We start from the raw sequence: 26,707 nt of genomic DNA on the forward strand, positions 1-26,707 counted from the left end.
CCGACCCGGGGCGCCGACCGCCGGCGCGGTCAGCCGCAGGCGGGCTCGTCGTTCAGCGTGACCGCGGTGGGGTTGATCATCGGGGTCACCCGCACGGTCTGGTCGCCGAAGCCGGAGGCGTCGCCGGCGCTGAACTGCACGTCGAACGTCTCGGACTGGCCGGGCGAGAGCTGCACGGCGACCTTCGAGACGGGACGGCCGAGGTCGTCGAGGCTCTCGGGTCCGTAGCCCGTGCCGTCGGCCCAGGCCGCGCTCGACACCGTGGTCCCGGGAGGGCCGTAGACGTAGATGTTGGTGACGAAGTCGCCCAGGGGGTACGCACCGCGCCCGCCGGCCGCGGCGACGTAGCCGGGCAGCGTCCGAGCGACCGCCTTCGAGATCGTGTTGGTCACGGTGACGGAGGTGGTGAAGACCGCGCCCGAGGCGGCGCACCGGCCCGCGCTCGACTGCGTGACCGCCGTGCTCAGGTAGTAGTCCATCTTCGAGCCGCCCGAGGCGTCCTGGAAGAACACTCCGGTGGTCGTGCCGTCGGTCGTCGTCTGCGGCAGGACCCCCGCGATCGGCGTGGGCGCGAGGAGCGCCTGCTCGTCGGCGTCGGAGCTGTAGGCGAGGATGCGGCTCTCGTCGACCGCCTTCACGATCGCCGGGAGCATCTTCGTCGGCTCCATCTCCCCGCCGAGGATCTTGCCCAGGACCGTCGCGCTCGCCTCCGAGAAGAACTCGTCGGTGCGCTCGGCCACGACCGACTCCGGGTAGCGGAAGTAGACCTCGTTGAGCAGGGTCGAGACGGTGTTCTCGCTCGTGAGGACCGTGCCGTCGGTGAGGGTCACGGGCCCGGTCGAGCCGAGGAGGTAGGAGAGGGCGACGGGGTCGATCGCGAGGACGCCGTCGATCCTCTGCTCGGGGAACTTTTGCGCCCAGAACTGCGAGGCGATCGAGGCGGCCGTCGGGAAGTCGGGGCGGCTGGTCGAGACGTTGAAGGTCGTCGCCATGTTCTCGCCGATGGTGTCGAGCGCGCTCTGGTCGACGGTGACGGGCGCCAGACCGCGGAAGTCGCCGCTGCCCAGCTGACGGCCGATCGATATCGCGCCGCCGTCGACGTCGAGCTGCATCACCGACGACGCGCCGCCGCCCAGAGCCTGCGACTCCGCCAGGTTCTGGAACATCACCAGGTAGTGGCGCGGACCGGACGCTCCGAGGGAGTCGGGGAGGATCGCGGTGAGCGGCTCGACCTGCTCCATCGCCGCGGTCGCGGTCGCCAGCTGCGGAGTGAAGGAGTCGAGGGCCGAGGCGACCTGCGGCACCAGCGGGCCGCGGTCGATGCCCTCGACGCGGGTCTGCGCCGCGTCGACGACCTCCTTGGCGACAGTGATCTTCTGCGACAGCTCGGTGATCGCCGCGAGGTCTACCCTGCCGTCGACGGGCTTGAGGATGTCGAGCGAGGTCGTGGAGAGCGGCGTGACGATCCGGCCGGAGACGTCGTCGGCGATCTCGGTCGCGGCGCGGACCGCGGACAGGTTCGGCCCGAGGACGGGCACCACCTCCATCACCCGCCACACCGGGTCCTCGGTCTCGTCGCGCGCCTCGCCGGTGAGGGTCGCGATCCGGCCCGCGGTCTCCTCCGCCCCGGAGGTGTCGAACGTCGTCAGCCTGTCCGTCACCTGCGACACCAGCGGGATCGCCTCGGTCAGCTTGTCGCGGACGGTCATCGCCTTGTCGTAGGTGCGCACGCCGAGGAGCACCGCGACGACGGCGCCGATCAGCAGGACCAGGAGGACGATCAGCGTGATCCAGAGGCCGCGACGGCGGCGCGGCCTGCCGCGGGCGGAGCGGTCGGCGGACGTGGTGGTGCTCATTCGAGAGAGCCTAAGCGACGGTCGGCGGAGTGCGACCGGGCCCGCGCCACCGGCCCCGTCCCAGGACGAGGGACACGCGACGCGGATGCGCGGGCCGTCCGGCGCCTCCGCCGGGCCCGAGCGGGAGCCGGGGATGCTGCTCCGCTCAGCCCAGCAGGAGGGACACCCCGATGAGCACGGGCACCGCGGCGACCGTGGTCACGAGGGCCGTGTCGCGGGCGACGGCGACGCCCCGGTCGTAGCGCGAGGCGAAGGTGAAGATGTTCTGCGCGGTCGGCAGCGCGGCGGTCACCGTCACCACGAAGAGGTGCTCGGAGTCGAGGTGGAACGCGAAGCGCCCCAGCAGCAGCGCGACCGCCGGCATCACCAGCGACTTGAGCACGGAGGCGACGACCACCTCGACCCGCGCCGGCCCCGCCTCCAGCGGCCGCTGCCCGCGCAGCGACATCCCGAAGGCGATCAGCACCAGCGGGATCGACGCGTTGCCGATGATCGAGAACGGCTGCAGCACGGGCGCGGGCAGCTCGACGCCGGTGAGGGCGACGACGAGGCCGAGGGCGGAGGCGATGATCATCGGATTCCGCAGCGGCTGCGTGAGGATCGCGCCGACCGAGGTCCGCCCGCTCGTCGAGACGTCGAGCAGCGTCAGGATCGTCGGCGCGAGGACGATCAGCTGCAGGAGGAGCGTCGGGGCCACCCACTGCGGATCGCCCAGCACGTAGATGGCGACCGGCAGCCCGATGTTGTTGGCGTTGACGTAGGAGGAGGCCGCGGTCCCGATCACCGTCTCCGGCAGCGGGCGGGGGAAGAGCAGCCGCGAGGCCAGCACGTAGAGCAGGGCGACGGTCAGCACCGTCAGGAGCGAGACGAGCAGGAACGAGGAGAAGAGGACGGAGACGTCGGCCCGCGACAGCACGGTGAACAGCAGCGCCGGCGTCGTGACGAAGAAGGCGATCCGCGACAGGATCAGCCGGCTCTCGGGCGGGACGATCCGGAACCGCGCGATCAGGTAGCCGACCGCGATGACGACCCCGATGATCGAGAAGCCGGTGAGCACGCCCTCCACGCCGCCGCCTCCCCGCCGCGGCCCGTCCGCTGTCGCGCCTCCACCCTAGGCAGTGGCCGGGCGTTGCAGCGCCGGCGGGACGCGCCTACGGTGTGCGGCATGCCGCATCTCGAGGTCCCCGGCGCGAGCCTCTACTGGGAGGCGGACGGCCACGCCTCCGCGCCCGCCCTGCTGCTCGTGCACGCGGGCATCGCCGACCTGCGGATGTGGGACCCGCTCGTCCCCGACCTCTCGCGCGACCGGCTGGTGGTCCGCTACGACGTCCGCGGCGCGGGCGGAACGAGCACGGAGGACGTGGAGTACGACCCGCGCCGGGACGCCCTGGACGTGCTCGACCACCTCGGGGTCGAGCGCGCGGTGGTCGTCGGCTGCTCGCGGGGCGGGACGCTCGCGCTCGACCTGGCGCTCGAGCATCCGGAGCGGGTGACCGGCCTGGTCGTGATCGCGCCGGGCCTGGCGGGCTTCGACTACCCCGCGCTGACGGCGGAGGAGGAGCGGCGCTTCGGGGAGGTCGAGGCGCTGGAGCTCGCGGGCGAGCGGGAGGCCGCGGCGATCGTCGAGGCGGAGCTCTGGGCCGTGGGTCCCGACCGCTCCGCGGACGACGTGGCTCCGGAGTTCCTCGCGCGGGTCCGGGAGCTCGCGCTCACGGGCGTCGGCCACGAGGCGGAGGCCCCCCGCCCGATCGATCCCTCCGGGCCGGCGGGCGAGCGGCTCGGGGAGATCGCCGCGCCGACCCTCGTCGTGGCGGGCGCGCACGACCTCTCCGAGTCGCTGCCGGTCTGCGAGCACCTCGCCGCCGAGGTGGGCGGTGCCGAGCTGCACGTGCTCGAGGACGCGGCGCACCTGCCCGGCCTCGAGCACCCCGAGGAGTTCCTCGCGGTGCTGCGGCCGTGGCTGGAGCGCCACGGGATCTGATCAGGCCACGGCGGCCAGGTCGAACGCCCAGTCCACGTAGAGCTCCGGCGGTTCGCCCTGCTCGACGAGGTCGATCCGGTCGAAGCCGGCCTCGACGCAGGTCGCGCCCGCGTCCAGGTCGCTCTCCGCCACGAAGGCGTGCACGAAGCGGGGCACGGGGAACGCCGCCGCCTCCTCGAGCAGCATCCGCACGGAGGCCGCGGTGATGCCGCGGGCGTGCGGAGCGATGCTCCACGCCGCCTCGTAGGCGACGACGCCGCGCGAGCAGCCGTACCAATAGCCGATGGAGCCGACGGAGAGTCCGTCCAGCTCGACCACGTAGAAGAACGCGTCGCCGTCCGCCCAACCGCGCAGGTAGCGGTCGTGGCGCACGAGGATCTCGCTCTCGCTCTCGAGTCCGCCGCCCGCGTGCGCGAGGGTGTCGCGCAGGACGGAGGCGTCCGCCTGCGGCCAGGGGAGCAGGCGGAGGTTCTCGGGGTGGTGGTCGATGCTGGCTGTTCTCTGGTCGCTTCCGGGTTCGGGTCCCGTCACGCGCTCCGATCCTCTCTCTCAGGATGGCTCGCCGATCGAGCGCGCCGCCAGGGTGTTCGGCGCGCCTGTCCGATCGGATGTCTCCGCACTCGGGATGCGGACACGGTGTCGCCCCATTTTCGACCCGATCAGGGGAGGGAAACGGAAGCGGTGAGGAATCTAGCCCCGGACGGGGGGTGGCACCTGCACAACACCTGGGCAGCCGCTGACCGCGGGGCCTCCGAGGGGCGGCGGAGACGTGCGCCCGCCCCCGCGAGATCGCCGCTTCGCTCCGCTGAGACGCAAGAAAAGCGCGCGCACGAGCCCATACGCTCGGAGTCGGAGCGCGTTCCGCTCCTGCAGCCCCGTATCACCAGCGTGAGGAGGATCACCATGTCGCAAGCCGTGCAGAGCACCGTCGTCGGAGAACCCGAGGTCGTCGAGGACCGCGTGGAGGACTCCGCCGCCTGGCTCGACCTGAAGGCGGCCGCCGCCGCGCTGCAGCCGCTCCAGTCCCAGGACGGCTCGCTCGCCGATCCCGAGCGGCTCGAGGAGGCGCGCACCCTCGTCGAGCGGATCGTCGCCGGCGTCCGCACCCTCGCCCCCGCGTTCCCGCACGACGCCGCGTACCTCGACGCGCTGGTCGTCGACCTCGAGCGCTGGAGCGCCGGCGGACTCGGCCTGCCCGACTTCCTCGACTCGCTCACCGCGTTCCAGCCGCAGCTCGAGCGCGTCGACGGCCGCCGCCACCTCGTCGTCTTCCCCATGTACACCCAGAACGGCAGCCGCGACCGCCACGTCGAGGCCGTCCTCGTCGAGGTCGTCTGGCCGCGGTTCGTCGCCGAGCTGGAGGCCGGGGACTACTCCAACGCCCTCTTCGTGCCCGTGCGCTTCGTCGACTTCACCGCCGGCTACGACACCGACAGCGCTGTGCTGTTCCCCGAGACGGTCGCGATGCGCTCCGTCCCGTCCTTCACCTGGGGCGCGATCTTCGCCGACCGCGAGGCGGCCCGGTTCCGCCGCGTCGTCACGGAGGCGGCCCGGATCACCCGTCTCGAGCTCCCGGAGGACGCGCAGCGCCTGCTGGCCGACCAGCGCCTGGCGGAGGAGTCCTTCGTGATGTGGGACCTCATCCACGACCGCACCCACATGCGCGGCGACCTGCCGTTCGACCCGTTCATGATCAAGCAGCGGATGCCCTTCTTCCTCTACTCGCTGGAGGAGCTGCGGTGCGACCTCACCGCCTTCCGCGAGGCCGTCGCCATCGAGCGCCGCCTCGGCGCGCTCGACCGCCGCGACGACGAGGAGGAGGCGCTGGCCGAGCGCTCGCGCTTCGTGCAGTACGCGATCCTGTTCGACCGGCTCTTCCGCTTCCCGCTCACCGGGTCGCGGGTGCGCAACTACGACGGCCTCGGCGGCCAGCTGCTCTTCGCCTGGCTGCACCAGCACGGCGTCCTGCACTGGACCGACACCCGGCTGGCGTTCGAGTGGGACGGCGTCGCCGACGTGGTCGTCGCCCTCTCGGACGCGATCGACGAGCTCTACTGGCGATCGATCGACCGGCCGAAGACGGCGCACTGGCTGGCCGCGCACGAGCTGATCGCGGCCACTCTCGCTCCGCACCCCGCCTCCGCCTGGGCCCGCGGGCTCCCGGACGAGGTGCTGCTCGGCGCCCCGCGCGGGCTCACCGACGCGGTGCTGGACGACGAGTTCCCGCTGTCGATGTTCTACGAGGCCCTCGGGAAGAAGATGGGCGACGTCATCGCCTCGACCCGGGGCATCACCGGCCGGGACTGACGTCGCGCCCGGGAGGTGGCGGGGTGCGCTCCTCCGCCTCCCGGGGCCCCGTCCGACCGGCGTCGGTTAGCGTGGGGCGCATGCCCTCAGGTGACGGAGCCGCGGACCCGCTCGACGCGGGCTGGATCCGGCGAGCGCCGAGCCGGGCCGGATACGTGCGCGATGCGGTCACCGCGGGGATCCTGCTGGTGGCGACGGTCGTCTCCGTCGCGCTGTACTCCTCGGCGGGATTCCCGGACGCGGCGCACCCCGTCGTCAGCGCCCACTGGGCCGTCCTGATGACCCTTCCCCTCGCGCTGCGCCGCCGGTTCCCCGCGAGCGTGGCGGCCGGGCTCTCCGTCGTCTACGCGCTCGGGATCGTGCTCCAGGTGCCGGAGTCGCTCTTCGGCCAGATCTGCCTGTTCCTCGCGCTCTACACGGTCGGCGCGTGGGGCCGGAACCGGCGCACGGCGCTCGTCGTCCGAGTGGCGATCGCGGTCGGGATGCTGGGCTGGCTGCTCACCACCCTCGCCACGGGCGAGTACTTCGGCAGCTCCGTGCCGGTCGACGACTCCCCCGGCCTGCTCTCGCCCTACGCGGCGGAGTCGGCCCTCGCGGTCGTGTCGAACCTGCTCTACTTCGGCAGCGCCTACGTCTTCGGCGAGGCGTCGTGGCAGTCGGCCCGCCGGCTGGAGGCGCTCGAGACGCGCACGGCCGAGCTCGACGACGAGCGGGAGCGCTCCTCGCGGCAGGCCGTGTCCTCCGAGCGGCTGCGGATCGCGCGCGAGCTGCACGACGTGGTCGCGCACCACGTCAGCGTGATGGGCGTGCAGGCGGGAGCGGCGCGGCGGGTGCTGGCCCGGGATCCGGAGCGGGCGGCGGCCTCGCTCAGCGCCATCGAGGGCGACGCGCGCTCGGCGATCGAGGAGCTGCACCGCATCCTGGTCGCGCTGCGCGCCGAGGACGCGGTCCCGAATCCGCTCACCGACGCCGCGTCCACCCGCGGGGTGGCCCAGCTCGAGGAGCTGGTCGCGGCGTCCAGCGGGTCGGGCCTGCCCACCGTGTTCCTCACCCTCGGCACGCCCCGCGAGATCCCCGCGACGGTGGGGCTCAGCCTCTACCGCATCGCGCAGGAGTCGCTCACGAACGTCCGCAAGCACGCGGGGCGCGCCGCGCACGCCGAGGTGCGCCTCCGCTACGCCCCCGACGCGGTCGAGCTCGAGATCGCCGACGACGGCGGGTCCGGCCCGCACCCGAGCGCTCCCGCCTCCTGCGGACTGGGGCACACCGGCATGAGCGAGCGCGCGGCCTCGGTCGGCGGCTGGATCGAGATGGGGCCGAGGGGCGGAGGCTACCTCGTGCACGCCCGGGTGCCGCTGTCCCCCGTCCGGGCGAGCGTGCCGGACGCCGACGACCCGGTACCGTCGTCGGAGACGTCGCGGGGGCGTCAGGAGCGAGCGAGCGGGGGCCGCCCATGACCGAGCACGTGCGCGTGCTGCTCGTCGACGACCAGGAGCTCGTCCGCGTGGGCTTCCGCATCATCCTCGAGTCGGAGCCGGGGATCGAGGTGGTCGGCGAGGCCCGCACCGGGCTCGAGGCCCTGCAGCGCGCCTCCGAGCTGCGCCCCGACGTGATCTGCATGGACGTGCAGATGCCCGGCCTCGACGGCCTGGCCGCGACCCGCGAGATCGTGGCCGACCCGCGCCTGTGCTCGCGGGCGCTCATCCTCACCACCTTCGACCGCGACGACTACCTCTTCGAGGCGCTCTCGGCCGGCGCCAGCGGGTTCCTGCTCAAGAACGCGTCGCCGGAGGAGCTGGTCGAGGCCGTGCAGGTGGTCGCCCGCGGCGACGCGATGCTCGCCCCCGACGTCACCCGGCGCGTGATCGAGCGGTTCGCGTCCGTGCCCGAGCGCACGCCGGCCGCCGCCGACCACTCCGGAGTGGCCGATCTGACGGACCGCGAGCGGGAGGTGCTCGTGCACCTGGCGCGGGGCTGGTCGAACGCCGAGATCGCGGCCGAGCTGTTCGTGGGCGAGGCGACCGTGAAGACGCACGTCTCGAAGATCCTGATGAAGCTCGGCGTGCGCGACCGGATCCAGGCGGTCGTGTTCGCCTACGAGCACGGGATCGCGGTACCGGGGCGCCCCTGAGCGGTCGGCCGGGCGGTCAGCGCCGGGACTGGCTCGAGGCCGGGCGCGGCGGGGTGCGGCGGACGAACTCCATCCGGATCTCCGGCACGATCTTCCGGTCGAGCACGACCGTCATGTAGCGGCCGTCGACGCGGGCGCCGATCGCGACCACGTCCGGATCGGTGTCCACGCGGTAGCCGCGCAGCGCCTCCCCGTCCACGATCACCGGGACGCCCCGCACGACGTCCTCGTCGCGGAGGGCGGCGGCGACCACCGGCATCCCGCCGCGGCGGCTGCGCACGCGGCCCGGGAAGGTGTTGCGGAGCACGTCGCCCATGTGGGCCGCGAGGCGGGACTCCAGGGGCCGGCTGCGCTCGGCGGGGATCGGCACGGAGGTGCGGACCGCCTCCCAGAGCACCGGGTACCGCATCCGCGTCACCTGGTCGACCATCCACGGCGGCAGGTGGTCGTTCTCGGCGCGCTCGATCGCGCGCTTCTGCTCGGGGGTCAGCGGGACGTGGTTGACGGGGTCGGCGCGGTTGCGCGGGTTCTTGTAGAACGAGTACGAGAGCGAGATCTCGACGAAGCGGCCGAGCGCCATCGTCTGCGCCGCGGCGAACTCCTCCAGCCTCGGCTGGGGCGCGAACGCGAGGACGGGATCGCCGAAGCGAGCCGCGATCTCGTCCACCCCGGGAGGGGCGGGCATGTCGCGGACAGCTCCCGTCGTGTCCATGCGCATACGTCAAGAGTGGCCTGCCTCCCAGCCGATACCAACTTCTTGACGGAGATCGGCTTTCGGGTCGTCGTCCTTTCACCTGCCCGAAACATGCGGGAGGCAGGAGGGGTGTCTCGGCGGGCGCCTCCGGGGCTCCTCCGGGCGGCGGGCTGCGAAGATGGAGGGATGAGCGCTCTGCACGATCCCGACGTCCGCGGCTTCGCCTCCGACAACTACTCCGGAGTGCACGACGAGGTCCTCGCCGCGATCGCCGCGGCCAACGGAGCGCACCAGATCGCCTACGGCGAGGACGTCTACACCGAGCGCCTGCAGGAGGCGTTCCGCCGCGAGTTCGGCGAGCAGGCCCAGGCCTTCCCCGTCTTCAACGGCACGGGCGCCAACGTCACCGGCCTGCAGTCGATGCTGCCCCGGTGGGGCGCCGTCGTCTCGGCGGGCACCGCGCACATCACCTCCGACGAGGGCGGAGCGCCCGAGAAGGTCGGCGGGATCAAGATCCTCACGGTCCCCACGCCCGACGGCAAGCTGACCCCGGCGCTGGTCGACCAGGAGGCGTGGGGCTTCGGCGACGAGCACCGCGCCCAGCCGCTCGTGGTCTCGATCACCCAGTCCTCCGAGCTCGGCACCGTCTACACACCCGAGGAGGTGCGCGCGCTCGCCGACCACGCGCACGGCCTCGGCATGCGGCTGCACATGGACGGGGCGCGCATCGCGAACGCCGCGGCCGCCCTCGGCCTGCCCCTGCGCTCCTTCACGACCGACGCGGGCGTCGACGTGCTCTCGTTCGGCGGGACCAAGAACGGCATCCTGCTCGGCGAGGCGATCGTCGTGCTCGACTCGGCGGCCTCGACCGGGCTGACCTTCCTCCGCAAGACCAACATGCAGCTGTCCTCCAAGATGCGCTTCATCTCGGCGCAGCTGCTCGCCCTGCTCGGCGACGGCGGCGAGGAGGAGCCCCTGTGGCTCCGCTCGGCCCGGCACGCGAACGCCATGGCGGCGCGCCTGCGCTCGGGGCTCGAGGAGGCGATCGCCGCCGGCCGGATCACCGGGCTCGAGTTCACGCAGCAGACCCAGGCCAACGCGGTGTTCGCGACGCTGCCGCCCGGAGTCGCGGACCGGCTCCGCGCCGCCTACCGCTTCTACGACTGGAACCCGGCGACCGGCGAGGTCCGCTGGGTCTGCTCCTTCGACACGACGGAGGACGACATCGACGCGTTCACGGCCGCGATCGAGCGCGAGCTGGCCGCGTGAGGGCCCGCCTCCCGCGCCTGGCGACGGTCGGCGCCGCGCTCGCCGTTCTCGTCGCGCTGACGGGCTGCACGTCGGCCGAACGCTCGGACGTCGCGGCCACCCCGTCGGCGTCCGAGACCGCCGCTCCGACTCCCTCCGCGACTCCGACGCCCTCGCCCACGCCCACGGCCTCGACCCGCCTGGGCTGTGACTCCCTCCTCCCCGCCACGCGGGCGGCCTCGGCGCTGGGGGTCTCCCGCAGCGCTCTCGAGGGCAGCCGCGAGGTGACGACGCGCTCCTCGGGCGAGCTGATCCGCGAGGCCGCGGAGGAGAACGGCGGAGTGCTCCGCTGCGCCTGGTACGACGAGGACGCCTCGATCACCGCGGCCGCGGTCGACGACGCCGCCGAGGCCTTCGCCGGCCGTCCGGGCCCGCGCCTCGAGACCGCCGTCGAGGCCTACGGCTCCTGCACCGACGGCAGCTGCGACCTGGACCTGCTCGCCGGCGCCACCTGGGTGACGCTGCAGCTGCGCGGCGCCCCCGCGGCCGTCGACCTCGCCGCGCTGGCGACCGGCACCGCCTCCGCCGCGCTCGGCACCCTCGACGAGCCGGTCACCGCGACGGCGCCCGTCTGCACCGAGGTCCTGACGGCCGAGCAGCTGTCCGGTGCCGCCGGTCTCGCGCAGGCGACCGCGGGGACGGGGACCGGGACGCCGACCACCGCGTCGGCCGCTGCCGCCGCCCGGGCCGGGTACGCCTCCTGCAGCTGGAGCGACGCCTCCAGCGCCGCCTACTCGGGCGTGACGGTCGACGCGCTCCCGAACGGCGACGACGGCTGGCGGAACCTCTCGCTGACCTCGGGCCTGGCGATCCCGCTCGAGCCGCTCGACGGCTTCGGCGAGAAGGCCCTCACCGGCTGCGCGGCGGGCGTCTGCGAGATCGACGCGCTCGCCGACGACGTGTGGTGGCGCGTGACCGTCACCGGCGACGCGGCGAAGGCCGAGGCCGTCGCCCGCGCCGTGCTCGCGAACGCCTGACCCGGGCACCCCGCTCCTCCTCCGCGAGCGGGTCAGCGCCAGTACTCGTACCAGGACGACTCGCGGCAACCGAGGGACGCGTAGAGGCGGCGGGCGCCGGCGTTCTCGGCGAGCACCTGGAGCCAGAAGCGCGCGACGCCCCGGCCGGACGCGTCCTCGAGGAGGGCGCGGATCACGGCGGAGGCGAGCCCGCGGCGCCGGGCGTCCGGCCGGGTCGCCAGCGCGAAGAGGCCGCCCCAGAGCTCGCCGTCCGGCGCCGTGACGAGCGCGAGGCGGCCGGTCGCGGCCGGGCCGTCCCCGTCGACGGCGAGAGCGTAGGAGGAGGGGCAGCCCGCGAGGATGCGCTCGGCGACTGCGCGCTCCTCCGCTCCCCCGCGACCGTCCACCGACCACCAGAGGGCGAGCCAGTCCTCGTCGGGAGCCGGGGAGAGGCGGACGCCTGGCCGCGGCGCGGACCTCGGCGGCACTGGCCTCGACGGCGCGGACCCCGACGTCGTGGACAGGGCGGCGAGCGCCTCCTGCACCGAACCCGTCAGCACGAGCGTCCGGTCGATCGGCGCGGCGCCCCGCTCGGCGAGCAGCCCGGTCAGACCGGCGGGGCTCGGCGGCCCGATCTGCACGAGGGGCGCGATCCCGTGCTCGCGGGCGAACGCCTCCGCCGCGTCGAGCGCCGCCTCCTGGTCGACGACGTCGCCGGACGCGAGCACCGAGTTCGCGCGCTTGGTGACTCCTGCGGAGGCGCGCAGCTCCCACGCGCCGAGGGGGCGCCGCACGAGCGCGGGCCAGGCGTCGGCGGCGAGGCGGTCGAGCAGGCGCGGATCCATCGGGCCACGGTAGCGGGAGCGGCGCCGGAGCCCTGTGGACGCCCCCGGAAACGGCTCCGGCCCGCAGGATCCGCCGCGGACGAGCCGAGCGGGATCCTGCGGGCCGGAGGCCGTGGAGGGACGAGCCCTACATGTTGATCATGTGCCCCTTGAGGCCGTGGAAGCCCTCCTGCAGCGCCTCTGACAGCGTCGGGTGGGTGTGCACGTTCCGGGCCAGCTCGGTCGCGGTGAGGTCCCACTTCTGGGCGAGCGTGAGCTCGGGGAGCAGCTCCGAGACGTCCGGGCCGATCATGTGGGCGCCGAGGAGCTCGCCGTACTTCTTGCTCGCGATGAGCTTCACGAAGCCGGTGGGCTCGCCGAGGCCGTGGGCCTTGCCGTTCGCCATGAAGGGGAAGGTCGAGACGGTGATCTCGTGTCCCTCGTCCTTCGCCTGCTTCTCGGTGAGGCCGAAGGAGGCGATCTGCGGCTGGCAGAACGTCGCGCGCGGCATCATCCGGTAGTCGCCCAGGGTCTGGGTCTCGGCACCGGCGAGGGTCTCGGCGGCGACGACGCCCTGCGCCTCCGCGACGTGCGCGAGCTGGAGCTTCGCGGTGACGTCGCCGATGGCGTAGATGTGCGGCACGTTGGTGCGCATGTGGTCGTCGATCGCGATCGCGCCGCGCTCGGTGAGCTCGACGCCCGTCTTCTCGAGGCCGAAGCCCTCGGTGCGGGGGACCCAGCCGATCGACATGAGCACCTTGTCGACCTCGAGGGTCGACTGCGTGCCGTCCTTCGCGGTGTAGGTGACCGTGACGTAGCCGTCCTTGTCGACGACCGACTCGACCTTGGTCGAGGTCAGGATCTCGACGCCGAGCTTCTTGTACTGCTTCTGGATCTCCTTGGAGACGTCCGGGTCCTCGTTGGGGAGGGCGCGGTCCATGAACTCGATGATCGTCACGTCGACGCCGTAGTTCTTGAGGACGTAGGCGAACTCCATGCCGATCGCGCCCGCGCCCACGATGGCCATCGTGTCGGGGAGCTCGCGGGTCATGATCTGGGTCTCGTAGGTGACGACGTTCTCGGAGAGCTCGACGCCGGGCAGGAGGCGGACGCTCGCGCCGGTCGCGATGATCGCGTCGTCGAAGGTCAGCGACTCCGTGCCGCCCTTGCTCAGCTGCACGTCGAGGCCCTGCGGGCCGGTGAAGGAGCCGACGCCGTCGAACTCGGCGATCTTGTTCTTCTTCATCAGGAAGTGGACGCCCTTGGTGCGGCCGTCCGCGACCGAGCGGCTGCGGTCGAACGCCGCGCCGAAGTCGAACGAGACGTCGCCCGAGATGCCGAACTGCTTCGCCTGGGTGTGGAAGAGGTGGGCGAGCTCCGCGTTGCGCAGCAGCGCCTTGGACGGGATGCAGCCGACGTTGAGGCAGACACCGCCCCAGTACTGCTTCTCGACGACGGCGACGGACTTGCCGAGCTGGGCGGCGCGGATCGCGGCCACGTATCCGCCGGGGCCTGCCCCCAGGACGACGACGTCGAAGTGCTGGGCCATGGATGATCCTCCAGAGTCGTGGATGGTGGTGCGCGGGGTGACCACGCCGTCTCCCACCGTACCGTTCCGGGGCTCGGAGGCGGCCCGCTCCTCCGTGGGCGAACGCGCGCGCGGGCGCCTGCCGTGCACGCGCGGGAATGCCCGCGGGGCGGGGACGGTTGGGCTCCACGGGCGACGGAGCCCCTCCCCCAGTCCCCCGCACGGAAGAAGCCCCGCGATGTCCGCCACCGCCTCCCGCACCGCCAGCACCAGCGCCCCGATCCTCGACGTCCTCGCGGAGCGCTGGAGCCCCCGCTCCTACGACGCGTCCGCGACCGTCTCCGACGAGACCCTCGCGTCCCTCCTCGAGGCCGCGCGCTGGTCCCCGTCCGCCAGCAACTCGCAGCCGTGGCGCTTCATCGTCGCCCGCCGCGGAACCGACGGGTTCGACCGCATCGTCTCGACGCTCGCCGGCTTCAACGGCGCCTGGGCCGGCTCCGCCGCCGTCCTGGTCGTCGCGCTGGCCGAGACCGTCGACTCCGAGGGGAAGCCGCGCCCCTGGGCCGTCTACGACCTCGGCCAGTCGATCGCCCACCTCAGCGTCCAGGCGCACCACGAGGGCCTGCACGTGCACCAGATGGCCGGCTTCGACAAGGACGCCGTCCGCGCCGCGTTCAGCGTCGACGAGCGCTTCGACCCGGTGACGATCGCCGCGGTGGGAGTCGCGGCCGACGCCGACGCGCTGGCGAACGAGACCCTCCGCGAGCGCGAGACCGCGCCGCGCACCCGCCTGCCCCTCGAGGAGCTCGTGCTCGTCCAGGCCTAGCCCTCCGGCGGAAGGCCTCCCCCGTCCGCGGACCGGGGAGGCCTTCCGCGTCCCACCCCCTGTGTTACTCCCCGTGTCGGTCCCCGCTGTGCCGCCGGGAGCCTCTCCGTACGATCGGACGATCCGCCCGCCCGTCCCGCTGCCCGGAGAGACATGCCCGCCACCCCCGCCGCCCGCACGAGCCTGGCCTTCGACGCCGAGCTCGGCCAGTCGGCGTTCCCCGTGCGCTTCGAGGGGGTCGGCCGCACCTTCGCGCCCGGGTCCCCCGTGCTGACGGACGTGACGCTCGAGGCCGCCGCGGGCGAGGTCATCGCGATCCTCGGCCCGAGCGGCTGCGGCAAGTCGACGCTGCTGCGCATCGCGGCGGGCCTGGACACCGCCTCCGAGGGGTCCGTCCTCATCGACGGCGCCCCCGTCTCCGGCATCGACCCGCGCTGCGCGGTGGCGTTCCAGGAGCCGCGGCTGCTGCCCTGGCGGAGCATCGCCGACAACGTCGCGCTCGGCCTGCCGCGCGGCACCCCGCGCCCGGCCGCCCGCGCCGCCGTCGACGAGCTGCTCTCGCTGGTCGGCCTCACCGCGCACGCCCGCTCGCGGCCCCGCGAGGTGTCCGGAGGCATGGCCCAGCGCGCTTCCCTCGCCCGCGCCCTCGCCCGGAACCCCGGCGTGCTCCTCCTGGACGAGCCCTTCGGGGCGCTCGACGCGCTGACCCGCCTGCGGATGCAGGACCTGCTGCTCGACGTGCACGCGGCGGCTCCGGCGACGATCCTGCTCGTCACCCACGACGTCGACGAGGCCCTCCAGCTGGCCGACCGCATCGTGCTCCTCGGGCGCGACGAGCCCGGAGGCGTCTCGCGCATCCAGCGGATCGTCACCGTCCCCGGCGCGCGGCCCCGCGACCGCGGCTCGGCGGAGCTCGCCGAGCACCGGGCCGAGCTCCTCGCGGGGCTGGGCATCGAGCGGCACTGACCCCGGGCGGATCGACCCGCGTCCCTCCACCCGGGGCGGCACGGTCCGGGCGGCACGACCTCCCTCCCCAGCCGCCTCCTCCTCCCGCTCTCCACCGCACGAGCACCTCCCCGCACCGCCCCTCCCCCGCAGCGTCCACACTCGCTGTCACCGCATCCCCGAAGCCGAGGCCCCCATGTCGTTCACCAGCTCCCCGCTCACCCGCCGCACCGCTCTCGCCGGTCTGCTCACCGCCGCCGCCGTCCCGCTCCTCGCGGGCTGCGTGCAGGGCGAGGGCGGAGGAGGAGCGGCGGCCGCGACCGCCGACGCCGCCTCCGGAGGAACTCAGGGCGGCACGCTCACGCTCGACTTCGCGACGTACAACCCGCTGAGCCTGGTCATCAAGGAGAAGGGCTGGCTCGAGGCCGCCCTCGCCGAGCAGCAGGTCACCGTCGCCTGGGTGCAGTCGGCCGGCTCCAACAAGGCCAACGAGGCCCTGCGCGCCGGAGCGATCGACGTCGGCTCCACCGCCGGCTCCGCCGCACTGCTCGCTCGCTCGAACGGCTCGCCGATCAGGACGATCGACATCTTCTCTCAGCCGGAGTGGTCGGCCCTCGTCGTCCCCGCCGGCTCGGCGATCACGTCGGTCGAGCAGCTCGAGGGCAAGCAGATCGCGGCCACCAAGGGCACCGACCCGTACTTCTTCCTGGTGCAGGCGCTCGAGGCCGCCGGGCTGGGCATCGGCGACGTGACGGTGCAGAACCTGCAGCACGCCGACGGCTGGGCGGCGCTGCAGAACGGCTCCGTGGACGCCTGGGCGGGCCTGGACCCGATCATGGCCGGCGCCGAGGCGGCCGGGGCGACCCTGCTCTACCGCAACGTCGACTTCAACTCCTACGGCCTGCTCAACGCGACCGAGAGCTTCCTCGCCGAGAAGCCGGACCTCGCGCAGACCGTCGTGAACGCGTACGAGCACGCCCGCGCCTGGGCGCTCGAGAACCAGGACGAGACGGCGAGCATCCTCGCCTCCGTCGCCGGCCTCGACGTGGCGGTGGCGACGACGGTCATCACCGAGCGCAGCAACCTCGACGTCGACAACGTCCCCGGCTCCGCGCAGACCGACGTGCTCGCCGTGATCGGCCCGATCTTCGTCGAGAACGGCGACGTCGCCTCGCAGCAGCAGGTCGACGACGCGCTCGACTCGCTGCTCGACGACACCTACGCCTCGGCGGCCGACCCGAGCGCCATCGGCGCCTGAGGGTCCGGCCCTCCGCCCCCGACCCCGTGATCCGAGGAGACCGACGATGACGATCCGCGACGACGACACCGCGACCGACGCCGATGTGCTGCGGCGGAGCGCGCTGTCCGCGCCGATGCCGGGTGAGCCCGGACTCGTGACGGCGGGCCCGTCGGTCGCGGCCTCCCAGCGCCGCCTCCGCGAGGACCGCTCCCACCCGCTCACCACGCGACGGTGGTTCGTGGTCGCGGGAGGCGCGATCCTGCCCGTGCTGCTGCTCGCCGCCTGGCAGATCGCGACGACGACCGGGATGGTCTCGGTGGCGGTCTTCCCCTCGCCCGCGATGGTCTGGGCGGCCGGCGTCGACCTCGCCCAGCGCGGCGACCTCGGCCAGGACGTCGCCATCTCGACGCAGCGCGTGCTCATCGGGTTCGCGCTCGGCTCGGCGCTCGGGCTCGTGGTCGGCGCGCTCTTCGGGCTCTCCCGCGTCTGGGAGGTCGTCCTCGGCCCGACCCTCGGCGCGATCCGGGCGGTCCCGTCGCTGGCCTGGGTCCCGCTGCTGCTGCTCTGGATGGGCATCGGCGAGGAGTCGAAGATCACGCTGATCACGATCGGCGCGTTCTTCCCCGTCTTCACCACGGTGGCCACGGCGCTCGGCCACGTCGACCGGCACCTCGTCGAGGCGGGCCGCGCCTTCGGCCTCTCGGGCGTCCGGCTCTTCACGACGGTGCAGCTGCCCGCGGTGATCCCCTCCGTGATCTCCGGGCTGCGCCTCGCGCTCGCCCAGTCGTGGCTGTTCCTGGTCGCCTCCGAGCTCATCGCCTCCTCGATGGGCCTCGGCTTCCGCCTCATCGACAGCCAGAACAACGGCCGGATCGACCGGGTGTTCCTGGCGATCGTCCTGCTGGCCGTGCTGGGCAAGCTCACCGATGCCGTCGTCGGCGTGTTCCAGCGCTACGCCGTGAGGAAGTGGGCGTGAGCGCCGGGGAGGGAGCTCCGAGCGTGAGCGGGACGATCGCCAACCTGCTCGACGAGCACCGCCGGTTCCCCCCGCCCGCGGCCTTCGCCGCGCAGGCGAACGCGGGCGCGGAGGAGTACTCGCGCGCCGCCGCCGATCCGGTCGCGTTCTGGGAGGAGGCCGCCCGCCGCCTCGAGTGGGCGGAGCCGTGGCACACCGCCCACAGCTGGGAGCCTGCCGCTCCGCTGCCCGACGGCTCGCTCTCGGTGCCGCGCACGACCTGGTTCGAGGGCGGACGGCTGAACGTGGCCGTCAACTGCGTCGACCGCCACGTGGACGCGGGACGCGGCGGGAAGACCGCCCTCCACTTCGAGGGCGAGCGCGGCGACCGGCGGTCGATCACCTACGCCGAGCTCCAGCGCGAGGTCTCCCGCGCCGCGAACGCGCTGACCGCGCTCGGGATCGGTAAGGGCGACCGCGTCGTCGTCTATCTCCCGGTGATCCCCGAGACCATCGTCATCACGCTCGCGATCGCGCGGATCGGAGCGATCCACTCGCTCGTCTTCGGCGGCTTCTCCGCCGAGGCGGTGCGGTTCCGCGTGGAGGACACCGGCGCGAAGCTCCTGGTCACCACGGACGGGCAGTTCCGGCGCGGAGCGGCGGTGCCGGTCAAGGCGAGCGCCGACCGGGCGGTCGAGGGCGTCGCGTCGATCGAGCACGTCCTCGTCGTCCGCCGCACCGATGAGACCGACGTCCCGTGGACCCCGGGCCGCGACGTCTGGTGGCACGAGCTGGTCGACGCGCAGAGCGACGTCCACGAGGCCGAGGCCTTCGACTCCGAGACGCCGCTGTTCATCATCTACACCTCCGGCACGACCGGGAAGCCCAAGGGGCTGGTGCACACCAGCGGCGGCTACCTCACGCAGGCCTCCTGGACGCACTGGGCGGTGTTCGACGCGAAGCCGGACGACGTGCACTGGTGCACCGCCGACCTCGCCTGGGTCACCGCCCACACCTACGAGATCTACGGACCGCTCTCGAACGGGCTCACCCAGGTCATCTACGAGGGCACCCCGAGCACCCCGCACACCGCCCGGCACTTCGAGATCATCGAGCGGTACGGGGTGACCGTCTACTACACGGCGCCGACGCTGATCCGGACGCTGATGACCTGGTTCCCCGAGGGCGTGCCCGCCCGGTACGACCTGTCGAGCCTGCGCCTTCTCGGCACCGTCGGCGAGTCCATCAACCCCGAGGCCTGGGTCTGGTTCCACGAGGCGATCGGCGGCGGTCGCTGCCCGATCGTCGACACCTGGTGGCAGTCCGAGACCGGCGCCGCGGTGATGTGCCCGCTGCCGGGCGTCTCGACCCTCAAGCCGGGCTCGTCGCTCGGAGCCCTGCCCGGGCTCGGCGTCCTCGTGGTGGACGAGCACGGCGAGCGGGTGCCGAACGGCTCCGGCGGCTACCTCGTGGTCGACCGGACCGGGCCGGCGCTCGCCCGGACCGTGTGGGGCGACCCGGAGCGGTACCGCGACTCCTACTGGGCCCGCTACGCGTCCCAGGGGTGGTTCTTCTCGGGGGACGGCGCGAAGTACGACGCCGACGGCGACGTCTGGGTGCTCGGCCGCGTCGACGACGTCATCAACGTCTCCGGGCACCGCCTGTCCACGATCGAGATCGAGTCGGCACTCGTCGCCCATCCGGCCGTCGGCGAGGCCGGAGTCGTCGGAGTCGCCGACGCGACGACCGGCCAGGCCATCGCGGCGTTCGTCATCCCCTCCGACGAGGCCGTCGACCGCGCCGAGGAGGACCCGGCCTACTGGGCCGCGCTCGGCACGACGCTCTCGGCGCTCCTGCGCGACCACGTGGCGGTCGCGATCGGTCCGATCGCCAAGCCGCGCGACGTGGTGGTGGTGCCGGATCTGCCCAAGACCCGCTCCGGCAAGATCATGCGGCGGCTGCTCGGCGACATCCGCGACGGCCGCCCGCTCGGAGACGTGACGAGCCTCCAGGACGACACCGTCCCGGCGCGCATCGCCCGCATCGTCGCCGAGCGCGGGTAGGCGCCGCACCAGTCGGACGCGGCGGGCGGACCCTGTTTCGGGGAGGCGTCGGGAGCCTGCGCGTCCGCGGCGAGGAGGGGCCGCCGGGGAGCATCCGGAGTAGCGTGAAGCCGTGCGCGACGTCCAACAGCAGATCATCTCCGAGCTCCACGTCTCCCCCGCCGTCGATCCGGCCGTCGAGGTCGAACGGCGCAGCGGATTCCTCGCCGACTACCTCCGCAGCACCGGCGCGAAGGGCCTCGTCCTCGGCATCAGCGGCGGCCAGGACTCGAGCCTCGCCGGGCGCCTCTGCCAGCTCGCGGTCGAGCAGGTCCGCGCGAGCGGCGGCGACGCCTCCTTCATCGCGGTCCGCCTGCCGTACAAGGTGCAGGCCGACGAGGAGGACGCCCAGCTCGCCCTCACGTTCATCCGCCCGGACCGCCAGGTCGTCTTCGACATCCACCAGGGCGTCGACGGCGTGGCCGCAGCATTCGGCGATGCGGTCGACGAGCCGATCAGCGACTTCGTGAAGGGCAACGTGAAGGCGCGGATGCGGATGATCGCGCAGTACGCGATCGCCGGCCAGGCCGGGATGCTCGTCGTCGGAACCGACCACGCGGCCGAGGCGGTCACCGGCTTCTTCACGAAGTACGGCGACGGCGGCGCCGACGTCCTCCCGCTCACCGGCCTCACCAAGCGGCAGGGGCGCTCGCTCCTCGAGCACCTGGACGCACCGGCCCGGCTCTACGAGAAGGCGCCGACGGCGGACCTGCTCGACGACAACCCCGGCCAGACCGACGAGACGAACCTCGGGCTCACCTACGCCGACCTCGACACGTACCTCGAGGGCGGCGAGGTCGACCAAGCCGTCGCCGAGGCCATCGAGGCGCGGTACGCCGCGACCGAGCACAAGCGCCAGGTGCCGCTGTCGATGTTCGACGACTGGTGGCGCTGAGCCGCCGCTGACCGCTTCCAGCGGCCGGCAGCTCAGGACCGCACGGGCCCCGCTGAGGCGGGGCTCCCGTGCGTCCGGCGCGGAACCGATGCGAGGACCGGACCCGCCGCGGTATCAGGAGTCGGCGCGGGCGTTGTAGACGAGCACCTCGCCGGAGTCGACGGAGGCGCGGTAGGCGCGGAACACGTCGAGGGCCTCGTCGCGGAGCACGCCGTCGACGACCTCGATGCCGCGGGCCTCGAACTGCGCGGCCCAGTCCTCGCGCATCGGCCCCTCGTCGAAGGTGCTGATCTCCTCGAGCTCGGGGCCGGAGCCCGCGACGACCAGGCGGCGCACCCCCGACCACATCGTCGCTCCGTAGCACTGCACGCACGGGCGCCAGTTGACGACCAGGTCGTGCGCGGGGAGGCCCTCGCCGCCGAGGTCCCAGGTGCCGAGCGCGGTCTGCGCGAGACCGAGCGCCGTCACCTCGGCGTGGCCGGACGAGACCCCGCTGCCGAGGACGACGTTCACTCCGACCGAGACGAGACGACCGGAGTCGCGCTCGACGACGATCGCCGCGAACGGGCCGCCGTTCCCCTCGCGGAAGTTGCGGTCGGCGAGCGCGTGCACGAGGGCCATCCGGTCCTCGAGGCTCGGGAGGACCTCGGGGACGTCGCGGAGGGCGTCGCCGATCCAGGCGGGCAGGGCGATCTCGTAGCGGGTGGCGAGGCGGTCGATGTCCATGGGTCCTCCGGGAGACGGGGCGGGGCGGGGCGGCGGGCGGAGAGGGATGCGCGGCAGGCACGGCACAAATGACGCGCGGGCGGCGGCCGTCGCCCCTCAGCCTCGCAGTGCCGAGCGCCGGAGACGGAATCGGCCCGGCGCGTCGACGCGGAGGTCAGGCGAGGAGGGCCTCGCCGAGCGCCGCGGCCTGCGCCGCCCAGAAGCGCTTCGCCACACCGGTCCGGCGGAACAGGGCGTCGAAGCCGTGGAAGGCGCCCTCAACGATCTCGAGCCCGCACGGCACTCCGGCCGCGCGCAGGCGCTCGGCGTAGCGGACGTCCTCGTCGTGGAAGAGGTCGAGGCCGCCGACGCCGATCCAGGCCGGCGGCAGGCCCGTGAGGTCGTCGCGGCGGGCGGGGGCGGCGTAGGCCGTGACGCCGGGGCCGCCGGGCTCGCCGGCGAGGTAGGCGGTCCAGCCGAAGCGGTTGCTGCCCGGGGTCCAGACGCGGACTCCGCGAGGAGGAGGACCGGGCCGGGTGACGGTGCGGTCGTCGAGCATCGGGTAGACGAGCAGCTGGAACGCGGGCTGCGCTCCTCCGCGGTCGTGGGCGAGGAGGGTCGCACCCGCGGCGATGCCGCCGCCCGCGCTCGCGCCTCCGACGGCGATGCGCGCCGGGTCGACGCCGCGCTCCTGCGCGTGCTCGACGAGCCAGTCGAACGCGGCCAGCACGTCCTCGACGGCAGCCGGGGCCGGATGCGCGGGCGCGAGGCGGTAGTCGACGGGGACGACCGTGATGCCCAGGGTGCGGGCGAAGTCGATGCAGGACGCCTCGTCCTGGAGGTGGCTGCCGAGCACCATGCCGCCGCCGTGCACCCAGAGGAGCGCGGGAGCGGTACCGCGGAGGATGCGCGGCCGATAGCTGCGGGCCCGGACGGGAGCGGCTCCGGCGACGGGGATCTCGACGTCGTCGACCACGATGTCGGGCGGAGCCTCGCCTCCCTCGGCGGCGCGTCGCGTGGCGAGGCGCCGCAGTCGCGGGCCGAGGACGATCGGCGGGAGGAAGCGGCCGAGCGCGAGGTCGGGGTGGAAGAGGGGCGCCGTCGCGGCGGTGCGGGCTGACGCGGTCATGCGCGGGAGGCTACTCCTCACGGCCGTGCCGGCGCCCCTCCGCGGGACTACGGACGCACGAGGGTCTTGATCGCGCGGCGCTCGTCCATGGCGGCGTACGCCTCGGCGATCTCCTCGAGGGGCAGCTCGAGGTCGAAGACCAGACCGGGCTCGATCGCGCCGCTGAGCACGTCGGGCAGCAGCTCGGCCATGTAGCCGCGGACCGGCGCGACTCCGCCGTTGACGCCCACGTTCGAGCCGAACATCTGGCGGACGGGCAGCTCGGGGCCTCCATTGGGGACGCCGACGTACCCGACCATGCCGCCGGGGCGGGCGGAGTCGAGGGCCTGCTGCATCGACTCCTTGGTGCCGACGCACTCGAGCACGCAGTCGGCGCCGATCCCGCCGGTCAGCTCGCGGACGCGCGCGACGCCCTCGTCGCCGCGGGTCTCGACGATGTGGGTCGCCCCGAAGCGGCGGGCGAGGTTCTGCCGCGACTCGTGCCGCGACATCGCGATGATCGTGGTCGCGCCGAGGCGCTTGGCCGCCAGGACGGCGCAGAGGCCGACCGCGCCGTCGCCGACGACCGCGACGGTCGAGCCCGCGGTGACGCCGGCCGAGACCGCGGCGTGGTGGCCGGTCCCCATCACATCGGCGAGGGTGAGCAGGCTCGGGATGAGCGCCGGGTCCGGATCGATGCCCACGCGGAAGAGCGTGCCGTCGGCGAGGGGCACGCGCACCTTCTCGCCCTGGGCGCCGTCCGCGAAGCCCTCCTCGCGGACCTCGGCGCCCCACCAGCCGCCGGTGAGGCACGAGGTGGAGACGCCGTTGGCGCAGTTCGCGCAGGTGCCGTCGCAGACGTAGAACGGGGCGATCACGAAGTCGCCGACCGCGACGTCGTGCACGTCGTCGCCGATCTCCTCGACGACGCCGACGAACTCGTGGCCGATGCGGTGCGCCTCCTTGGTGGGCGTGACGCCGCGGTAGGGCCACAGGTCCGAGCCGCAGACGCAGGCCGCGGTGACGCGGACGATCGCGTCGCGCCCCGTCGAGAGCTGCGGGTCGGGGACCTCCTCGAGTCGGATGTCGCGCTCGCCGTGGATGAGTGTTGCTCGCATGGGTGCTCCTGGTCGGGAGGGGGATGGGGTCGGCGTCCACGGTACGCCCGCGACCGGCCGCGGGCGCCGGAGAGGCGGGGGCTTGCACGAACGCGCGCCGACGCGGCCCAGGTGGAGAGCCGGGGCGCGGCCGGGGGCGGTCCGGCGCCGGGCGGGAGGCGTCCTGCCGGAACGGAGGGGCCCCGCAGCAGCCCTGCGCCGCGTCACGGCTGCGCCTCCGCCCAGCCGTCGCGCCCGATCACGACGTGCGCGAGGAACCGCAGGCCGCACGCCTCTGCCCCGTCGGCGATCGCCCGCGTCGCCGCACGGTCGGAGGGGAGCACCACGGCCTCGCCCGCGTGGCTGTGCGCCAGGCCGATGCCCGCCGCGCCGCGCGCCAGCACCTCGGCGAGCACGGCGGCGACGGGGATCTCGGCGTGCGCCGGGGCTCCGTCGGCCAGCGTCAGGACGTCGCGGACGGCTCCGGACTCGGCGAGCGCCACCGCCAGCACGGTCTCGACCGGCCGGGCGGCCAGCAGCGGAGCGACGAGCCCGGCCAGGCCGGCGGCGTCGGTCACCCGGGCGGCGCGCGAGGCGCGGTTCATCCTCCGCCGCAGCTCGAAGGAGGCGACCAGGCGGCAGGCGGCGACCTCGCCGACTCCGCGGTGCCGCATCAGATCGCCCACCCCGGCCCGGGCGACGGCGTCGATGCCGCCGAAGCGCGCGAGGAGGCGCTGCGCGACGACGGTCGCGTTGGCGCCGCGGACGCCGGCCCCGATGAGCACGGCGAGGGTCTCGGCGTCGGTGAGCGCCTCCGGTCCGTAGGCGCGGAGGCGCTCCCTCGGCCTCTCCTCGGGAGGGAGGTCGGCCATCCGGGGGCCGGGCGTTTCGAAGGACATGCCGCCGACGCTACGGAGCCCGCCGGACGCGCCGCCCGCGGATCCCGCCACTGTGGACGAGTACCGCCCGTGAGCGCCCTGTGGAGGGACCTCCCGTCACCGCCGGCGCGCTCCTTCCCGTCCCCCTAGACGTCGGCGTCGACCGCGACCACCGCGACCTCTGCGGACTCGCGACAGGGGTCGAGCACCCCGGTCAGTCCGACGCGGGCATCCCGGCCGTCACCGACAGGCTCTCGCCGTCCGGCGCCACGTCCACCAGCACCACGTCCCCGTCGCGCACCGTGCCGCCGAGCAGCGCCGTCGCCAGCTGGTCGTCGATCGCCCGCTGCATCAGCCGGCGCAGCGGCCGCGCGCCGTACTGCGGGTCGTAGCCGCGCTCGGCCAGCCACCCGCGGGCCGCGGGCGTCACCGCCAGGTCGAGCCGTCGCTCCGAGAGCCTCCTCGACAGCCGGTCGACGTACAGCGACACGATCTCGCCGAGCTCGGTGCGGTCGAGCGCGTCGAAGATCACGATGTCGTCGAGCCGGTTCACGAACTCGGGCTTGAAGGCCTGGCGCACCATCTGCTGGACCGCCTCCTCCTTCTGCGGCCGCGACAGCGCCGGGTCCACGAGGAACTGCGACCCCAGGTTGGAGGTGAGGATGAGGATCGTGTTGCGGAAGTCGACCGTCCGCCCCTGGCCGTCGGTGAGCCGGCCGTCGTCGAGCACCTGGAGCAGGACGTCGAACACCTCGGGGTGCGCCTTCTCGATCTCGTCGAGGAGCACCACCGAGTACGGGCGGCGGCGGACCGCCTCCGTGAGCTGGCCGCCCTGCTCGTAGCCGATGTAGCCGGGAGGGGCGCCGACCAGCCGCGAGACGGCGAACTTCTCGCCGTACTCCGACATGTCGATGCGGACCATCGCCTTCTCGTCGTCGAAGAGGTGGTCGGCGAGCGCCTTCGCCAGCTCGGTCTTGCCGACGCCGGTCGGCCCGAGGAAGAGGAAGGAGCCGGTCGGCCGGTCGGGGTCGGAGATGCCCGCGCGGGTGCGGCGCACCGCGTCCGCGACGGCCGACACCGCCTCGTCCTGGCCGATCAGTCGGCGGTGCAGCTCGGTCTCGAGGTGCAGCAGCTTCTCGGTCTCGCCCTGCAGGAGGCGCCCGACGGGGATGCCCGTCCAGGCGGCGATCACCGCGGCGATGTCGTCGGCCGTCACCTGCTCGTTGACCATGCGGCCCTCGGCCGGCTCCTCCTCCGCCTCGGCGGCCGCGAGCTCGCGCTCGATCACCGGGATGTCGCCGTAGAGCAGCTTCGACGCGCGCTCGAGCTTGCCCTCGCGCTGCGCCCGCTCGGCGGCGATCCGCAGGGCGTCGAGCCGGTTCTTGAGCTCGCCGACGCGGTTGAGGGAGGCGCGCTCGCGCTCCCACCGCTCCTGCAGCTCCTCGAGCTGGGCGCCGCGGCGGGCCAGGTCCTCGCGCAGCTTCTCGAGCCGCGCCTTCGAGGCCTCGTCCTTCTCCTTCTTCAGCGCCAGCTCCTCGAGCCTCAGCCGGTCGACGGAGCGGCGCAGCTCGTCGATCTCGACGGGAGCGGAGTCGATCTCCATGCGCAGCCGCGACGCGGCCTCGTCGATCAGGTCGATCGCCTTGTCCGGCAGCTGGCGGGAGGTGATGTAGCGGTTCGAGAGCGACGCGGCGGCGACCAGGGCGGAGTCGGCGATCGCCACCTTGTGGTGCGCCTCGTAGCGCTCCTTCAGCCCGCGGAGGATCGCCACGGTGTCCTCGACGGTCGGCTCGCCGACGAAGACCTGCTGGAAGCGGCGCTCGAGAGCGGCGTCCTTCTCGATGTACTGGCGGTACTCGTCGAGCGTCGTCGCGCCGATCATCCGCAGCTCGCCGCGCGCCAGCATGGGCTTGAGCATGTTCGCGGCCGCCACCGATCCCTCGCCGCCGCCCGCGCCCATCAGCGTGTGCAGCTCGTCGATGAAGGTGATGATCCGGCCGTCGGACTCCTCGATCTCCTGGAGCACGGCCTTCAGCCGCTCCTCGAACTCGCCGCGGTACTTCGCTCCGGCGATCAGGGCCGAGAGGTCGAGGCTGACGAGCTGCTTGCCCTTGAGGCTCTCGGCGACGTCGCCCGCGACGATCCGCTGGGCGAGCCCCTCGACGACGGCGGTCTTGCCGACGCCGGGCTCGCCGATGAGGACGGGGTTGTTCTTGGTGCGGCGCGTGAGCACCTGGCTGACGCGCCGGATCTCGGCGTCCCTCCCGATCACCGGGTCGAGCTTGCCGCTCGCCGCGATGGCGGTCAGGTTGACGCCGTACTGCTCGAGTGCGGACTTCTCGTCCTGCTGGGGCATCCGACCGGCCTGCAT

Annotated in this window: 23 protein-coding genes; 12 read left to right on the forward strand and 11 right to left on the reverse strand. The window is 73.6% G+C overall.

Going from position 1 to position 26,707, the window contains the following annotated elements; all coding sequences use genetic code 11:
- Positions 1-29: 29 nt before the first annotated feature.
- Both C5C46_RS03910 and C5C46_RS03915 read right to left on the reverse strand, forming a co-directional pair.
- Positions 30-1,856: a DUF4012 domain-containing protein gene (locus tag C5C46_RS03910; RefSeq protein ID WP_104222808.1), complete on the reverse strand. Its 1,827-nt coding sequence runs from the start codon at positions 1,854-1,856 to the stop codon at positions 30-32.
- Between the two features lie 145 nt (positions 1,857-2,001).
- Positions 2,002-2,922, reverse strand: a complete 921-nt coding sequence (locus tag C5C46_RS03915; RefSeq protein ID WP_104222809.1) for an AEC family transporter — start codon at positions 2,920-2,922, stop codon at positions 2,002-2,004.
- 99 nt (positions 2,923-3,021) lie between these two features.
- Here C5C46_RS03915 and C5C46_RS03920 point away from each other — a divergent pair, with 99 nt between their 5' ends.
- On the forward strand, positions 3,022-3,837 hold the full coding sequence (locus C5C46_RS03920) for an alpha/beta fold hydrolase (protein WP_104222810.1): 816 nt from the start codon (positions 3,022-3,024) through the stop codon (positions 3,835-3,837).
- Here the strand turns inward: C5C46_RS03920 and C5C46_RS03925 are convergent, their stop codons facing one another.
- Positions 3,838-4,368: a hypothetical protein gene (locus C5C46_RS03925; RefSeq protein ID WP_104222811.1), complete on the reverse strand. Its 531-nt coding sequence runs from the start codon at positions 4,366-4,368 to the stop codon at positions 3,838-3,840. It abuts the gene before it with no gap.
- Between the two features lie 372 nt (positions 4,369-4,740).
- On the opposite strand from C5C46_RS03925, the gene C5C46_RS03930 reads away from it, so the two are divergent.
- The 3 genes from C5C46_RS03930 to C5C46_RS03940 all read left to right on the forward strand — a co-directional run bounded on the left by C5C46_RS03930 (position 4,741) and on the right by C5C46_RS03940 (position 8,275).
- The gene (locus C5C46_RS03930) at positions 4,741-6,144 is read left to right on the forward strand and encodes a DUF6421 family protein (RefSeq protein WP_104222812.1); all 1,404 of its coding nucleotides are present in this window, start codon (positions 4,741-4,743) and stop codon (positions 6,142-6,144) included.
- Between the two features lie 80 nt (positions 6,145-6,224).
- Positions 6,225-7,601 (forward strand): sensor histidine kinase, encoded by a 1,377-nt coding sequence (locus C5C46_RS03935; protein WP_104225728.1) that lies wholly within the window; start codon positions 6,225-6,227, stop codon positions 7,599-7,601.
- Positions 7,598-8,275, forward strand: coding sequence for a response regulator transcription factor (locus C5C46_RS03940; protein WP_104225729.1), 678 nt, complete (start codon positions 7,598-7,600; stop codon positions 8,273-8,275). Before C5C46_RS03935 ends, C5C46_RS03940 begins: the two co-directional genes overlap by 4 nt.
- Positions 8,276-8,291: 16 nt before the next feature.
- Here C5C46_RS03940 and C5C46_RS03945 read toward each other — a convergent pair whose 3' ends face one another.
- Positions 8,292-8,987 carry a hypothetical protein gene (locus C5C46_RS03945; RefSeq protein WP_104225730.1) on the reverse strand — a complete coding sequence of 232 codons (696 nt, stop codon included), beginning with the start codon at positions 8,985-8,987 and terminating at the stop codon, positions 8,292-8,294.
- A 168-nt stretch (positions 8,988-9,155) separates the two neighbouring features.
- On the opposite strand from C5C46_RS03945, the gene C5C46_RS03950 reads away from it, so the two are divergent.
- Positions 9,156-10,238 carry a low specificity L-threonine aldolase gene (locus C5C46_RS03950; protein WP_104225731.1) on the forward strand — a complete coding sequence of 361 codons (1,083 nt, stop codon included), beginning with the start codon at positions 9,156-9,158 and terminating at the stop codon, positions 10,236-10,238.
- Complete coding sequence (locus C5C46_RS16750; RefSeq protein ID WP_181027246.1) at positions 10,235-11,254, forward strand: hypothetical protein; 1,020 nt, start codon at positions 10,235-10,237, stop codon at positions 11,252-11,254. Before C5C46_RS03950 ends, C5C46_RS16750 begins: the two co-directional genes overlap by 4 nt.
- Positions 11,255-11,286: 32 nt before the next feature.
- Here the strand turns inward: C5C46_RS16750 and C5C46_RS03960 are convergent, their stop codons facing one another.
- Both C5C46_RS03960 and lpdA read right to left on the reverse strand, forming a co-directional pair.
- The gene (locus C5C46_RS03960) at positions 11,287-12,078 is read right to left on the reverse strand and encodes a GNAT family N-acetyltransferase (protein ID WP_104225732.1); all 792 of its coding nucleotides are present in this window, start codon (positions 12,076-12,078) and stop codon (positions 11,287-11,289) included.
- Positions 12,079-12,205: 127 nt separating this feature from the next.
- Positions 12,206-13,606, reverse strand: coding sequence for a dihydrolipoyl dehydrogenase (lpdA, locus tag C5C46_RS03965; RefSeq protein ID WP_104225733.1), 1,401 nt, complete (start codon positions 13,604-13,606; stop codon positions 12,206-12,208).
- Between the two features lie 217 nt (positions 13,607-13,823).
- On the opposite strand from lpdA, the gene C5C46_RS03970 reads away from it, so the two are divergent.
- The 6 genes from C5C46_RS03970 to nadE all read left to right on the forward strand — a co-directional run bounded on the left by C5C46_RS03970 (position 13,824) and on the right by nadE (position 20,548).
- Positions 13,824-14,411, forward strand: coding sequence for a nitroreductase family protein (locus tag C5C46_RS03970; protein WP_104225734.1), 588 nt, complete (start codon positions 13,824-13,826; stop codon positions 14,409-14,411).
- Positions 14,412-14,564: 153 nt separating this feature from the next.
- On the forward strand, positions 14,565-15,377 hold the full coding sequence (locus tag C5C46_RS03975; RefSeq protein ID WP_104222820.1) for an ABC transporter ATP-binding protein: 813 nt from the start codon (positions 14,565-14,567) through the stop codon (positions 15,375-15,377).
- A gap of 175 nt (positions 15,378-15,552) precedes the next feature.
- Positions 15,553-16,614: an aliphatic sulfonate ABC transporter substrate-binding protein gene (locus tag C5C46_RS03980; RefSeq protein ID WP_104225735.1), complete on the forward strand. Its 1,062-nt coding sequence runs from the start codon at positions 15,553-15,555 to the stop codon at positions 16,612-16,614.
- A 46-nt stretch (positions 16,615-16,660) separates the two neighbouring features.
- A complete protein-coding gene (locus tag C5C46_RS03985; RefSeq protein WP_244229541.1) occupies positions 16,661-17,572 on the forward strand; it encodes an ABC transporter permease in 912 nt (303 codons plus the stop codon).
- A gap of 23 nt (positions 17,573-17,595) precedes the next feature.
- Positions 17,596-19,614, forward strand: a complete 2,019-nt coding sequence (acs, locus tag C5C46_RS03990) for an acetate--CoA ligase (RefSeq protein ID WP_104225883.1) — start codon at positions 17,596-17,598, stop codon at positions 19,612-19,614.
- A gap of 112 nt (positions 19,615-19,726) precedes the next feature.
- Positions 19,727-20,548: an ammonia-dependent NAD(+) synthetase gene (gene nadE, locus C5C46_RS03995; RefSeq protein ID WP_104225736.1), complete on the forward strand. Its 822-nt coding sequence runs from the start codon at positions 19,727-19,729 to the stop codon at positions 20,546-20,548.
- Between the two features lie 114 nt (positions 20,549-20,662).
- Here the strand turns inward: nadE and C5C46_RS04000 are convergent, their stop codons facing one another.
- From C5C46_RS04000 to C5C46_RS04020, 5 genes are all read right to left on the reverse strand, one after another.
- The gene (locus tag C5C46_RS04000; RefSeq protein WP_181027247.1) at positions 20,663-21,274 is read right to left on the reverse strand and encodes a nucleoside deaminase; all 612 of its coding nucleotides are present in this window, start codon (positions 21,272-21,274) and stop codon (positions 20,663-20,665) included.
- Positions 21,275-21,428: 154 nt separating this feature from the next.
- A complete protein-coding gene (locus tag C5C46_RS04005) occupies positions 21,429-22,382 on the reverse strand; it encodes an alpha/beta hydrolase fold domain-containing protein (protein WP_104225737.1) in 954 nt (317 codons plus the stop codon).
- 47 nt (positions 22,383-22,429) lie between these two features.
- Positions 22,430-23,479, reverse strand: coding sequence for a zinc-dependent alcohol dehydrogenase family protein (locus tag C5C46_RS04010; RefSeq protein ID WP_104222823.1), 1,050 nt, complete (start codon positions 23,477-23,479; stop codon positions 22,430-22,432).
- A gap of 203 nt (positions 23,480-23,682) precedes the next feature.
- Complete coding sequence (locus C5C46_RS04015; RefSeq protein WP_104225738.1) at positions 23,683-24,357, reverse strand: RadC family protein; 675 nt, start codon at positions 24,355-24,357, stop codon at positions 23,683-23,685.
- A gap of 193 nt (positions 24,358-24,550) precedes the next feature.
- Complete coding sequence (locus C5C46_RS04020; RefSeq protein ID WP_374952925.1) at positions 24,551-26,692, reverse strand: ATP-dependent Clp protease ATP-binding subunit; 2,142 nt, start codon at positions 26,690-26,692, stop codon at positions 24,551-24,553.
- Positions 26,693-26,707 lie beyond the last annotated feature (15 nt).

The sequence above is a fragment of the Rathayibacter sp. AY1E6 genome (assembly GCF_002931115.1).
Classification (GTDB): domain Bacteria; phylum Actinomycetota; class Actinomycetes; order Actinomycetales; family Microbacteriaceae; genus Rathayibacter.

Coding starts and splice junctions, on each gene's coding strand:
- C5C46_RS03910 (WP_104222808.1), bottom strand. CDS start 1,856: ATGAGCACCACCACGTCCGCCGACCGCTCCGCCCGCGGCAGGCCGCGC.
- C5C46_RS03920 (WP_104222810.1), top strand. CDS start 3,022: ATGCCGCATCTCGAGGTCCCCGGCGCGAGCCTCTACTGGGAGGCGGAC.
- C5C46_RS03930 (WP_104222812.1), top strand. CDS start 4,741: ATGTCGCAAGCCGTGCAGAGCACCGTCGTCGGAGAACCCGAGGTCGTC.
- C5C46_RS03935 (WP_104225728.1), top strand. CDS start 6,225: ATGCCCTCAGGTGACGGAGCCGCGGACCCGCTCGACGCGGGCTGGATC.
- C5C46_RS03940 (WP_104225729.1), top strand. CDS start 7,598: ATGACCGAGCACGTGCGCGTGCTGCTCGTCGACGACCAGGAGCTCGTC.
- C5C46_RS03945 (WP_104225730.1), bottom strand. CDS start 8,987: ATGGACACGACGGGAGCTGTCCGCGACATGCCCGCCCCTCCCGGGGTG.
- C5C46_RS03950 (WP_104225731.1), top strand. CDS start 9,156: ATGAGCGCTCTGCACGATCCCGACGTCCGCGGCTTCGCCTCCGACAAC.
- C5C46_RS03960 (WP_104225732.1), bottom strand. CDS start 12,078: ATGGATCCGCGCCTGCTCGACCGCCTCGCCGCCGACGCCTGGCCCGCG.
- lpdA (WP_104225733.1), bottom strand. CDS start 13,606: ATGGCCCAGCACTTCGACGTCGTCGTCCTGGGGGCAGGCCCCGGCGGA.
- C5C46_RS03970 (WP_104225734.1), top strand. CDS start 13,824: ATGTCCGCCACCGCCTCCCGCACCGCCAGCACCAGCGCCCCGATCCTC.
- C5C46_RS03975 (WP_104222820.1), top strand. CDS start 14,565: ATGCCCGCCACCCCCGCCGCCCGCACGAGCCTGGCCTTCGACGCCGAG.
- C5C46_RS03980 (WP_104225735.1), top strand. CDS start 15,553: ATGTCGTTCACCAGCTCCCCGCTCACCCGCCGCACCGCTCTCGCCGGT.
- C5C46_RS03985 (WP_244229541.1), top strand. CDS start 16,661: ATGACGATCCGCGACGACGACACCGCGACCGACGCCGATGTGCTGCGG.
- C5C46_RS04000 (WP_181027247.1), bottom strand. CDS start 21,274: ATGGACATCGACCGCCTCGCCACCCGCTACGAGATCGCCCTGCCCGCC.
- C5C46_RS04005 (WP_104225737.1), bottom strand. CDS start 22,382: ATGACCGCGTCAGCCCGCACCGCCGCGACGGCGCCCCTCTTCCACCCC.
- C5C46_RS04010 (WP_104222823.1), bottom strand. CDS start 23,479: ATGCGAGCAACACTCATCCACGGCGAGCGCGACATCCGACTCGAGGAG.
- C5C46_RS04015 (WP_104225738.1), bottom strand. CDS start 24,357: ATGTCCTTCGAAACGCCCGGCCCCCGGATGGCCGACCTCCCTCCCGAG.
- C5C46_RS04020 (WP_374952925.1), bottom strand. CDS start 26,692: ATGCCCCAGCAGGACGAGAAGTCCGCACTCGAGCAGTACGGCGTCAAC.